Raw genomic sequence first — 11,873 nt, 5'->3', positions numbered from 1 at the left:
AGAACTTTACAAACAAACTTAAAAGTTTGTTTTGTCAGCTTTCCAAATTGTTAAAGAGCTAGATTTCTTTCGAAACCATTTTTAAAAGCACTCATCGAATGCGCTTAAAGATGGTGGAGCTAAGCAGGATCGAACTGCTGACCTCCTGCGTGCAAGGCAGGCGCTCTCCCAGCTGAGCTATAGCCCCATCAAGGTGTCGATACTGTATGCCAATTCCTTGGGAAGGGAATTGGTGGGTCTGAGTGGACTCGAACCACCGACCTCTCGCTTATCAGGCGAACGCTCTAACCACCTGAGCTACAGACCCAGTATCGTCTCTTTTTTATAAACCGTATCAATCTGTGTGGACACTCATCGTGAGTAATCATCGTATAAGGAGGTGATCCAGCGCCAGGTTCCCCTAGCGCTACCTTGTTACGACTTCACCCCAGTCATGAACCACAAAGTGGTAAGCGTCCTCCCGAAGGTTAAACTACCTACTTCTTTTGCAGCCCACTCCCATGGTGTGACGGGCGGTGTGTACAAGGCCCGGGAACGTATTCACCGTGGCATTCTGATCCACGATTACTAGCGATTCCGACTTCACGGAGTCGAGTTGCAGACTCCGATCCGGACTACGACGCACTTTTTGGGATTCGCTCACTCTCGCAAGTTGGCCGCCCTCTGTATGCGCCATTGTAGCACGTGTGTAGCCCTACTCGTAAGGGCCATGATGACTTGACGTCGTCCCCACCTTCCTCCGGTTTATCACCGGCAGTCTCCCTGGAGTTCCCACCCGAAGTGCTGGCAAACAAGGATAAGGGTTGCGCTCGTTGCGGGACTTAACCCAACATTTCACAACACGAGCTGACGACAGCCATGCAGCACCTGTCTCAGAGTTCCCGAAGGCACCAATCCATCTCTGGAAAGTTCTCTGGATGTCAAGAGTAGGTAAGGTTCTTCGCGTTGCATCGAATTAAACCACATGCTCCACCGCTTGTGCGGGCCCCCGTCAATTCATTTGAGTTTTAATCTTGCGACCGTACTCCCCAGGCGGTCTACTTAACGCGTTAGCTCCGAAAGCCACGGCTCAAGGCCACAACCTCCAAGTAGACATCGTTTACGGCGTGGACTACCAGGGTATCTAATCCTGTTTGCTCCCCACGCTTTCGCATCTGAGTGTCAGTATCTGTCCAGGGGGCCGCCTTCGCCACCGGTATTCCTTCAGATCTCTACGCATTTCACCGCTACACCTGAAATTCTACCCCCCTCTACAGTACTCTAGTCTGCCAGTTTCAAATGCTATTCCGAGGTTGAGCCCCGGGCTTTCACATCTGACTTAACAAACCACCTGCATGCGCTTTACGCCCAGTAATTCCGATTAACGCTCGCACCCTCCGTATTACCGCGGCTGCTGGCACGGAGTTAGCCGGTGCTTCTTCTGTCGCTAACGTCAAATAATGCAGCTATTAACTACACTACCTTCCTCACGACTGAAAGTGCTTTACAACCCGAAGGCCTTCTTCACACACGCGGCATGGCTGCATCAGGCTTGCGCCCATTGTGCAATATTCCCCACTGCTGCCTCCCGTAGGAGTCTGGACCGTGTCTCAGTTCCAGTGTGGCTGATCATCCTCTCAGACCAGCTAGGGATCGTCGCCTTGGTGAGCCATTACCTCACCAACTAGCTAATCCCACCTAGGCATATCCTGACGCGAGAGGCCCGAAGGTCCCCCTCTTTGACCCGTAGGTATTATGCGGTATTAGCCATCGTTTCCAATGGTTATCCCCCACATCAGGGCAATTTCCTAGGCATTACTCACCCGTCCGCCGCTCGACGCCGTCATCGTTCCCCGAAGGTTCAGATAACTCGTTTCCGCTCGACTTGCATGTGTTAGGCCTGCCGCCAGCGTTCAATCTGAGCCATGATCAAACTCTTCAATTTAAAGTTTTTGATTCCCTAAATAAATAGGGAGAGGCTCAATGAATACTGACTTCAAAACTACTAATGTAATTTTAAAGCTATTATCGTTCCAACAGAACGATAATGAATTGACTGTGCCAAGTCCGAAGACTTGATTGGTCACTTCGTTTCATTGAAACCTAATTTGAAACCGCTCTTTATTAAGAGAAATTTCTAATTGGATTATCATCAACGAGTGCCCACACAGATTGATAGGTCTATATTGTTAAAGAGCTTGCTTATCGAGAAGTTTTTCTCTCAAAGCGGAGGTGCATTCTAGCGAGATAATTGAGAGTGTCAAACACTTTTTTCAACTAATTTTTCGTAGAAGCTTTTCACCTCTCCGACCCTGCTGAAGCCTTGTGGCGCCTGCCGTGTCGATGGATGCGCATTATAGGGAGAAGATTTTCTTTGGCAATACTAAAAATGCATTTTTTCTAAAAAAACATGCCAAATGGATACTTTCCATCCAACCTTAAAATTACCCAGAAATAACACTCAGGATTTCTACAATTTACCCACAAAAAGCTGTGGATAACTACTCATCACTATCGAAGAAATAAGAAATACGTGAACGTGGATTAAGGTATTCTTTGATTTTCTCCGGCAATTTAGACGGATGAATCGCATTAACTATCTTTATGTCCTTTGATGCAAGGTCAATGATTGGCGCTTGAGTTCTTGGAACTGCTGGGTCATAGACCAGTACATTTGGAAATAGTAAGTGGGACGCATTAACAGAGATAACCAATCCCACCATATTATTGGAGAGCTGAACCACTGTTCCCGGTGGGAACACCCCCATAAACTTAATAAGGATGTTGAGGTTCTCTTCTTTATATAAGTGTTTGCAATTCTTATAGAGGTGGGAAAGCGCCGTATATGGAATTTTTTGTTCAGCAGCAATCGAGGTGTGACATAAATTATCAAAAGCATTCGCAACGATAATCACCTGAGCGAGTTCATCAATCTCATCTCCCTTCAAACCTTCAGGATAGCCAGAGCCATCACGCAATTCATGATGTTGCGCTATCACTGTTTTTGCACTGTCAGGAAAGTCTTCAATTTGATTAGCCATATCCAAGCCATACTTAGTATGTAGCTTTAGATAATTGCTTTCTGGTTCAGTGAGTGGAACTTGCTTCCTTAATATAGCGGTTGGAATTTTGATTTTGCCCATATCATGGAACAAAGCAGCAAAAGAAAGCGCTTTAAGTTGCTCCGCTGAATACCCCTTCGCACGTCCAATCATCATCGCGATTACCGCAACATTAAGGGAGTGGAAGTAGATATCTTCAAACTCGTTTTTACCGTTCATTAAGTGCAGTGTCACATTGTCATCACACATTAACTTATCAACGATGTCATCGATCAGTTGTTGTGCCTCCCCTACTGCATCGACAGGGCGGTTGCGAATTTTGGTCATCACTGAACGCATTCTCGCAAGTGAACGCTCAAACTCTTTTTCACATTGAATGACACGGCGTCGATACGCGCTTAACTTTTCTATGCGTTTTTGCTTTTCTTTCCAAAGCTTTTGCGCTTCAAGATCTAATGTATTGTCTTGCGTTACTTCGACCTGAGGTTGATTTGCAGGTAAAGGAGACGCATCGCTTTGCTCGGGATTGAAATAAACGAACTTCACACCAAGATGACGAATCATCTCAACTTGTTCTTGGTCTTTGATTTTGAAGCTATTGAGTAGGAATGGGTGATCATTCCACTTTAGCGGAAGACGGATATGTAACCCGGGCTGAATACGATCCACTGTAAGTTTAATTGCTGCCACTTTTCCACTACTGATTCGGTTTTCCTGATAAGCCTATAATAGTAGTCAATTTTGTAAATGAATTCATCAATAAGGAGGATGTATCAAGCACCTCTGTGCATGTCGTCAACAAAGTTGCACTAACCAGGTCGATAAGAAAGGGAAACTAAGTAATTATTCGGTCGGCTTTGCGCAGCTTTAATTGCGCTTCAAATTCGGGTTGAGTCATCAATGGTTGCTCTTTTATTAAGCCTATCAACGTTTGCACCGCTACTCTGGCCATATCACTGATCGGGAAATGTACCGCTGACACAGTTGGGTACAAACTTTCACACAAATCCACACTGTCGAAGCTCACCAATGAGATTTGCTTCGGTACGGAGATACGATGCTCATGAAGAAACTGCATGGCACCCACGGTCATTTCTTCACTGCATGAGAACACTGCGGTCAAATCGGGATGCCTTCTATAAAGAGCTGCCATTGCATCGTACCCACTTTGACGACCGTAGTTTCCTTCTTCACACCAACTCTCATCGATGTCTATACCCGCCGTTTTCACTGCATCAATATAACCTCGCTTTCTCAACAAACTGTTTTGGCGTTGAGAGGGACCAGCGATGCAAACTATTTTTTGATGGCCACCAGCGATTAAATGCTCAACAGCAATTCGGCTCGCGTGATGATGGTTAAAGGTCACACAGCGTTCTTCAATGCCCTCGACATACCGATCGAGCAGTACAAATGGTGTTGGTAGTTTGGCAAGTTCTCTCAAATCATCATCAGAAAGATAACGACTATGGAGCACATAACCATCACAGCGCAAATCATTAAAACGCTGAATTGCCTCTCGCTCCCCTTCCGCTGAATGATGTCCTTGTGCCGCGATGAGGAACTTCTTGTGCATATCCAACTCAGTCTGCACTTGTTCCATCATTTCACCAAAGAACCCACCCGTGTAGTACGTCACCAAAAGGCCAACCATATTACTAGAAGAGGTCGCGAGTGAACGCGCGATTGCACTAGGGCGATAGTTGAGCTCTGCCATCGCAGCTTCGACTTTCTTTCTCGTTTCTTCTCGGAACTTCCCTTCTCCATTAATGATACGAGAAACCGTTGAGCGATTTACTCCTGCGAGTTCGGCTACATCTTTAATCCTTGCCATAATGCTGCTTAATCCAACTTCCTGTTTTGTTAATCATGACTTAGCGAAAAGTGGCTGCCAGCAAATCGTAAGGTGTATAGGGGGCAATGCTGACAGCCTTAATCATACACTGGCGACTCCACTTGAAGAAACGAGAGCAGAGTAATCCGTGATTGCCATACCATGCTGAGCAAGTTCTTGTTTAAAAACGGGAGAAGTCAGGACTTGAAGTTCCACCTCTCTTTGTTGGGCGTAGCTACTTTTCGACAATAGAGATTGGTCCGCTTCCGCCGGGTGACACATCACTTCAACTACGTCATATTGAGCTTTCAAACTCAATAAATGCTTCATAATGCCTTCCAAACTAACCCCTTGATCATAGAACTCAGCAGTAAAGTAATACTTCACACTGTTCTCTATGTGGCACAAACCGCTACCACGCAAAGGTACTTTGTATTTCTGAGCAACCTTTCGAATCACCGGAAGCAGTTGTGGATGTGTATGCGCATGGTGGTGACTATCTAAATGACTTAGTGGTAGACCCAATTTAAGAAATGCTTCCACCTGGGCCACCGCTTCTTGATAGACCACCTCTTCTTCGAAATCTTGTATCTTCCATAGCTCATCGTAACTAACAAACTGAGTTTGACCACGAGTAAGATTTGGATGTCCCGTTAAAGGAATACCGGTAGTAAAACGAAGGTGCACACCAACGTTCAAATTTGGGTTCTGCTTTGCTAATTCAATCGCGTGCCGCTCTGCATCCATTCCCACCATCATTGTTGTAGACTGAACCACACCCTGTTGATGGGCTTTGATAATTCCCTTGTTCACACCCGGAGTTAAACCGAAATCATCTGCGTTAAAGATCACTTTCATTGGTGCGGTTCCTTACTTTACAAAGTCGTCAATTTGAATTGAGGCAGATACGCGGCGTTTACTTCTAATATCTCATCCAAAATGGACTTAGCCCGTCCGATATCAGGAACAAGCGGATTATTGGTTAACGCCATTAACGCTTTTTCGTAGCTTCCTTCAACTGCAGCTTCAATAGCGAGCTGTTCATAAGCTTTGACCTGATGAAGTAGTCCTTTGATATTGTTAGACAGCTCACCAACCGCCAGCGGCTTCGCTCCCCAACTGCCGATCACTGCACTGCATTCAATCACCGCGCTATCCGGTAAGCCATTGATAGCACCATTGTTTAGCACGTTCACCACATGAATACTGTTACGATTGTTGTAAATTGCATCCACGAGATTCAACGACGCGTCAGAATAGTAAGCACCGCCTCGCTCTTCCAATTCCTTTGGCTTGTGGTCTAAATTAGGATCTTGGTAAAGCTTAAATAATGCGCTTTCTGTTTCCATCACCTGCTCAGCACGTGTCCCTTGCTCTCCTGCACTCTGCTTTTCTTCCGCTAGCATCGCATCTGTTTGATAGAAATAACGATGATACGGACAAGGTATGGCTCCAAGCGCTTTAAGAAACGCAGGATCCCACGGCTCTTCCCATATATTTTTCATGCTGAAGTTGGCACCATCCCCAACTTTTTCCAGAACGGTTTGCGTAATGTCTTCTCCTTTCAACCAAGCCTTGAGCACCCAAACAAGATGGTTTAAACCAGCAAACTCAAGCTGAAGCTCTTTTGGCTCGCAATCCATCATTTCGGCAATCATCATCTCCATAGATACAGGAACGTTGCACAAACCTATACTTTTTACGTTGGAGTATTTACTGACCGCTTCTGATACTAAACCTGCAGGGTTAGTAAAGTTCAACATCCACGCGTGTGGAGAAAGTTCTTCAATGTCCTTACAGATATCGAGAATGACAGGAATAGTGCGCAGCGCTTTTGCAAAACCTCCGGGACCCGTGGTTTCCTGACCGATAACGTCATACTTGATTGGAATTCGCTCATCATTCGCTCGTGCCGTTAGTCCGCCAACGCGAAATTGAGTCATTACAAAATCTGCATCTTTTATCGCTTCACGACGATCAAAGCCGGCTTTGATTTCAATGTCAGCTCCTGCTTTATCAATCATCCGTTGTGCCAAGCCTTTGATGATCTCTAATTTCTCCGCACCTGATTCAATATCGACAAAGTGCATCTGTTTTACAGGCAAGAACTCCAAACGCTTAATTACCCCCTCAACAAGCTCTGGGGTATAACTGCTTCCACCACCTATAATGGCGAGTTTGATTGCATTTCTTGGCATCGTACCGTCCTTATCTCGCTGCTAACTGCTTGTTCAACGCAACGATTTCCACTGCCATTTCTTGCGCTAAGATGGTTGTCATTAAGTGGTCTTGTGCGTGTACCATAACAAGAGTCATTGGCACTTTGCCCTCCCCCTGATCTTCTTCAATCAATTGGGTTTGAATCAGATGCGCTTTGTTAATGCACTCTTTTGCTTGAGAAAGCTTTTCCTCTGCGGCGGTAAAATCTTTCTCTCTCGATAGACGCAACGCTTCGTAGCTCAAACTCCTGGCTTCACCTGCATTACAGATAATTTCCATTACGACTAGTTCTTGTTCCATTTCTTCTCTCCGGAAATGAAGGCTGCCAAGCGACAGCCAAATCATGATTAAGCTGTCACGCCCTCGCCTGATGGCTGTTCAGCGTCTTTACTTTCTTTGCTCGTAGGTAACTCTTGTTCCATAACCTGCTTTTCAAACATCTTGAAGAACGGCAGATAAATGAAGAGATCAAGAATCAGAAGCCCAATCACCAACAGCACAGGTGAGAATGTCCAACCGCTCCCCCATGAGGCACCAATTAACGCCGGAGTCGTCCATGGCGTGGTCGCAACCCCCATACCAACAAAGCCGAGTTGTACTGCAAAGTAAGCAATGGTTGCGTTGACGATTGGTGCAAACACAAATGGAATGAATAGAATTGGGTTCATTACGACTGGGCTACCAAAAATCACAGGTTCATTAATTTGGAAAAAACCAGGTACCGCACTCATGCGACCAATACTCTTTAGGTGAGCAGAGCGGCTAAATGACATCAACATAACAAGGGCAAGCGTTGCGCCCGAACCACCAATAAAGATGTAGAAATCCCAGAATGGTTGAGTGAATACGTTTGGAATTGGTTGACCCGCGACAAACGCATCAATGTTGGCACTGATGTTGGTTAGGAAGATTGGAGACAATAAACCAACCACAATTGCGGCACCATGAATACCAGCAAACCAAAGTAGCTGACACACAAGCAATGCACCGATGATTGCTGGTAAGGTGTTGGAAGCACTGATCAATGGCTTAAACATCGCCATTACTGCATCAGGGATCAACATGTCATATTGGGTTTGAACAAAGATACTTAATGGGTACAGTGTTAGAAATACAGCCAGTACCGGAAGAAGAACTTCGAAAGAGCGAGCAATCGCAGGTGGTACTTGTTCTGGCATGCGGATAGTAATGTTGTGTTTTTTCATGAAGCGGTATAGCTCAACAGCAAAGAAGGCGCACATTACCGCTGTAAAGATCCCGGTCCCCCCCATATGTTTCATAGCAAGCGCTCCGTCTTTTGCAGGTGCAGCTACCAGCAAAAAACACATCAAAGACAATACGGCGCTGGTGATACCGTCCATCTTGTACGCTTTCGCCAAACTATAGGCGACGCCAAGCGAGACAAATATGGTCATGATGCCCATCGACATATTGAAGGGCATCATAATGGTATCGAAATGCGTGGTCGCAAAATCCAACCAAATTCGTCCTAGTGCAAACGTCGTGTCTTCAGCAAATGGTGGGAAAGCAAAAATTAAGATAAAACTACCAACAATAATAAACGGCATTGCCACAATAAATCCGTCTCTCATTGCTCTGACATGAGGCTGATTACCTACTTTCGCTGCAATTGGGGCTATATGTTTTTCGACTATTCCTATAATCGCATCATAGAGCTTCATAGAATCCATCCTTATTTTCAGACAAAAGAATCCCACACCAAATATTTATATTTAGTGGCAACTCTTATTTCTATTTAAAATTATTGAATTAGTTAATAAGTTCTAAAGCTTGCTGGAGTACTTCTTCTCCTTTCATCATCCCGTAGGCTTGTGGAGAGATTGCATCAATATTCTTACCATGTTCCTGTGCTGTTTTGCGCAACTCCTCTAACTGAAATCGCACTTGCGGACCTAACAGACAGACATCGTACTCTTTAATTGCCTCATCAAACGCATTAACTGACAGTGCATCAATCTTACACTCAAGCCCTTGCTTTTCAGCAGCTTGCTCCATTTTCTTCACTAGCATACTGGTCGACATTCCAGCACTGCAGCATAAGAGGATCTTTTTCATAGCCTTGCTCCCATTGTGTAAATTTCGAACTACAAAAACTGTAGCAAAAATAACCAACACAAAAAAGCGCAACCGGTTGCATTGAGTATGAACAAGATCTCACTTTCAATATAAAACAAAGGAGTAATTACATAAAAATAGGAATTAGACAGGAAAAGACAAAGCTAAGTATATATTTACAATTTTCATATTTATTCAATTAAAACATTAAATTAAAAACAAGAAATTTATTATCAATCTCGCTATTTAGAAGCATAAAAACCATGATAATAATCATTTGAATTTCATGTCATTAACTATTTAATCCTCTTAGTAACCTAAAACATCACAACCGTCATTGACAGATTTCTCGACACAGCTCTTATACATTGCCATCAACTAAATAAACCATTGAGACTGCTGACGTGAGCACATTAATTGAGCAATTATTTCAAGAATTAGTTACAGACCTAGGCATCGACACACTCCAGCCCAACGAAGACGGGCATTGTACTTTGATGGTTGATGAAACTCTTTTACTAGACATCGAGTTGGACCCTAAACGTGAACGGCTGATCCTGACATCGCTAGTAGGACCATTAAGTTCCCAACAAGGCATAAAACAATTATCAAGTTTAATGCAGTTCAATAAAGCCTTATATAAAGAACTCAATATGTCTCTAAGCCTTGAAACTCACACAGCGAGTATCGTTTTGACATACAGCGTGGATGCTGGTCTTTGTACTGTGTTTGACCTAGAAAGCGCACTGTCGTGTTTCATCAGTCAAACAGAGAAATGCCGTCATTTGCTAGAGAGTACCCAAGAGGACTCGCCCCCTAAAAATAGCATGCTCAATACTGCTATCTGCGTTTAATTTTCCTCAAGAATTTATAGAGATACCGATATGGCTATACAACTACAACAGTTTCTTAGTGTTGCTAAAAATAACACTGTGGTTGCCAATCAAAACAATCAAGGAGAGGTCACTTTAAAAAGTGGTCGTTTTGAAGGCAAAACGCTTTCTCCTTTTGCAAAGCACACTCAAACTCAATCCAATCTTAACCTTCAAACCATGGGGCTCTTTCTCAACTCATTACAGAAAGAGTACGGAAGTGATATCACCTCACATCTAGCTTCTAAGTTAGATATTACCTCCGGTAGTAAGCCGTTAAGCGGAAAAGTCATCCAGACCATTGTTGGTGAGGCGAATGCCATCAGCAAGGCCATGACCGCTTTCAATGCCCAAGCCGTTCATGATTTTATTGCCTCTCCAAATGGCGCTCAAAAATTACTTGCTAACAACGACCACGAGCAATGGTTGGCTCCAAATAATGCAGCAGGAAAACAATTTGAAGGCTTACTTCACGAGGCATGCGACAAACAACACCATCAATTGACTCAACGAGAAATTGCCGAGATCGCCCAAACCGTTGTTGATGACATACATCGTCTTCCACAAGGTATTCAAGAAGACTTCAACCAAGTAGCGGATGCATTCAATCAGAAAGATCATTATCAAGTACTTCACAACCTCGATAATTGTGCGCAAAAGATCATGCTACGCGCGCAATTTGACTTAGCTGATGTCGATAAGCAAAAGCTTGGCGCTGACGACAAGAGTGGTTACCAGCAACGTATCGTGTCTGAATTAACGCAAGGCTTATCTCAGACTCAAGCCAGCGATTTACTCAACTCTATTCTTAATCATCCAACCAGCAAAGAACTGGTCCAATTGCTCAACTCTCCAGGATTCAAAATGCAAGTAATGGATGACCTAGAGCAAGCCGATATTCCACATGAAGAGCAGTTGTTAACACTGACTAAACTGTGTCGAACTGAAACACTGCTTGATGCACTAATTACAGAGTTAGATAAACGCGCACATGGTAGTGACAAAACATCGCAACGTTTAAATGATTGGGTAAGTTACTATGGACAGGGTATTGGTGCTGGTGAGATTTCAGCATCAGATCCTGAGTTTGCTTCTGCCTTTTTGACGATGCAAGCCAATGACAACCACTTAAATCTTGACGATTGTGGGCTTACTCAAGAGCCTGTTGCTGCGCAAACCAAACAATATGTCACGCTGACTAACCCCACAGCCGTCACCAATGCACTCAAAGAAATAGCCGCAAAAGTGGATGAAAAACGCAGTGAGCAGTTTGAGAAAGACTTTGATCGTGCAACTTATCTAGTTGATGGTGCACAAATCAGTCGCAATGAAGATTCAACATTAGATGACATCAGTAAAATGCCGACAGGCGTAAGCTACTTTGCTAACCAAGAGTTGTTTGCAAGCGTCCTTATCTCTTTAATGAATGAACAAGGCATCACGCCAATAGGCGACCCAACATCCACGTTCAATTTGTACAATAAAGAAGATGGCACAATGGAACTTCATGCCCAATTGGACATGCAACTTAAAATGATGATTGGTTTAAACGAAGAGCCATTAGATCCGGATAAAAGCTCGCTGCATCTTGAGGTCAATCTAACGATAGCAGCGCACAATAGCCAAATTGATGCCAAGTTAAATGGACCAATTAACGTCGACTATCGAGCCGCTCCTCTTTAAGCCCGCGTAATAAGATTCCAACAAATAACCAAGCCTCGATAGTGTCGAGGCTCTGTCTTGGAATATGGCACCGGTGGGCGGAGTTGATTGGACAGGCACGCCTGCCGCCACGCTGGATTTGAATTCACAAACCTCAGATACAACAAA

The 11,873-nt window shown here is 44.2% G+C and carries 9 protein-coding genes, 2 tRNA genes and 1 rRNA gene; 2 read left to right on the top strand and 10 right to left on the bottom strand.

What is annotated here, in order from left to right; all coding sequences use genetic code 11:
- Window positions 1–111: 111 nt before the first annotated feature.
- The 10 genes from QMY49_RS00490 to QMY49_RS00445 all read right to left on the bottom strand — a co-directional run bounded on the left by QMY49_RS00490 (window position 112) and on the right by QMY49_RS00445 (window position 9,171).
- Window positions 112–187: transfer RNA gene (locus QMY49_RS00490), tRNA-Ala, on the bottom strand.
- A gap of 43 nt (window positions 188–230) precedes the next feature.
- Window positions 231–307: transfer RNA gene (locus QMY49_RS00485), tRNA-Ile, on the bottom strand.
- A 65-nt stretch (window positions 308–372) separates the two neighbouring features.
- Window positions 373–1,924 (bottom strand): 16S ribosomal RNA (locus QMY49_RS00480).
- A gap of 556 nt (window positions 1,925–2,480) precedes the next feature.
- Entirely contained in the window at window positions 2,481–3,731 is a 1,251-nt protein-coding gene (locus QMY49_RS00475; RefSeq protein ID WP_009698789.1) for a cyclic di-GMP phosphodiesterase, read from the bottom strand.
- 145 nt (window positions 3,732–3,876) lie between these two features.
- Window positions 3,877–4,875, bottom strand: coding sequence for a LacI family DNA-binding transcriptional regulator (locus QMY49_RS00470; RefSeq protein ID WP_283312414.1), 999 nt, complete (start codon window positions 4,873–4,875; stop codon window positions 3,877–3,879).
- Window positions 4,876–4,977: 102 nt separating this feature from the next.
- Window positions 4,978–5,733 (bottom strand): chitin disaccharide deacetylase, encoded by a 756-nt coding sequence (gene chbG / locus QMY49_RS00465; RefSeq protein WP_017187877.1) that lies wholly within the window; start codon window positions 5,731–5,733, stop codon window positions 4,978–4,980.
- Window positions 5,734–5,750: 17 nt separating this feature from the next.
- Complete coding sequence (locus tag QMY49_RS00460; protein ID WP_045491923.1) at window positions 5,751–7,073, bottom strand: 6-phospho-beta-glucosidase; 1,323 nt, start codon at window positions 7,071–7,073, stop codon at window positions 5,751–5,753.
- Between the two features lie 10 nt (window positions 7,074–7,083).
- Complete coding sequence (locus QMY49_RS00455) at window positions 7,084–7,395, bottom strand: PTS lactose/cellobiose transporter subunit IIA (protein ID WP_005448800.1); 312 nt, start codon at window positions 7,393–7,395, stop codon at window positions 7,084–7,086.
- A 47-nt stretch (window positions 7,396–7,442) separates the two neighbouring features.
- On the bottom strand, window positions 7,443–8,777 hold the full coding sequence (locus tag QMY49_RS00450; protein ID WP_029790579.1) for a PTS sugar transporter subunit IIC: 1,335 nt from the start codon (window positions 8,775–8,777) through the stop codon (window positions 7,443–7,445).
- A gap of 88 nt (window positions 8,778–8,865) precedes the next feature.
- A complete protein-coding gene (locus tag QMY49_RS00445) occupies window positions 8,866–9,171 on the bottom strand; it encodes a PTS sugar transporter subunit IIB (RefSeq protein ID WP_005448803.1) in 306 nt (101 codons plus the stop codon).
- 404 nt (window positions 9,172–9,575) lie between these two features.
- Between QMY49_RS00445 and QMY49_RS00440 the strand changes: the two genes are divergently transcribed.
- Both QMY49_RS00440 and QMY49_RS00435 read left to right on the top strand, forming a co-directional pair.
- Window positions 9,576–10,025, top strand: a complete 450-nt coding sequence (locus QMY49_RS00440; protein WP_005448805.1) for a type III secretion system chaperone — start codon at window positions 9,576–9,578, stop codon at window positions 10,023–10,025.
- A gap of 30 nt (window positions 10,026–10,055) precedes the next feature.
- Window positions 10,056–11,726, top strand: coding sequence for a hypothetical protein (locus QMY49_RS00435; protein WP_269992753.1), 1,671 nt, complete (start codon window positions 10,056–10,058; stop codon window positions 11,724–11,726).
- Window positions 11,727–11,873 lie beyond the last annotated feature (147 nt).

This window comes from Vibrio harveyi, assembly GCF_030060435.1.
GTDB classification, from domain to species: domain Bacteria; phylum Pseudomonadota; class Gammaproteobacteria; order Enterobacterales; family Vibrionaceae; genus Vibrio; species Vibrio harveyi.
This window is presented reverse-complemented; position numbering and strand designations above follow the sequence as displayed.

What these genes read in the sequence shown, in the direction of transcription:
- QMY49_RS00450 (WP_029790579.1), bottom strand. Translation starts at nt 8,777, where the DNA reads ATGAAGCTCTATGATGCGATTATAGGAATAGTCGAAAAACATATAGCC.
- QMY49_RS00455 (WP_005448800.1), bottom strand. Translation starts at nt 7,395, where the DNA reads ATGGAACAAGAACTAGTCGTAATGGAAATTATCTGTAATGCAGGTGAA.
- QMY49_RS00435 (WP_269992753.1), top strand. Translation starts at nt 10,056, where the DNA reads ATGGCTATACAACTACAACAGTTTCTTAGTGTTGCTAAAAATAACACT.
- chbG (WP_017187877.1), bottom strand. Translation starts at nt 5,733, where the DNA reads ATGAAAGTGATCTTTAACGCAGATGATTTCGGTTTAACTCCGGGTGTG.
- QMY49_RS00470 (WP_283312414.1), bottom strand. Translation starts at nt 4,875, where the DNA reads ATGGCAAGGATTAAAGATGTAGCCGAACTCGCAGGAGTAAATCGCTCA.
- QMY49_RS00445 (WP_005448803.1), bottom strand. Translation starts at nt 9,171, where the DNA reads ATGAAAAAGATCCTCTTATGCTGCAGTGCTGGAATGTCGACCAGTATG.
- QMY49_RS00460 (WP_045491923.1), bottom strand. Translation starts at nt 7,073, where the DNA reads ATGCCAAGAAATGCAATCAAACTCGCCATTATAGGTGGTGGAAGCAGT.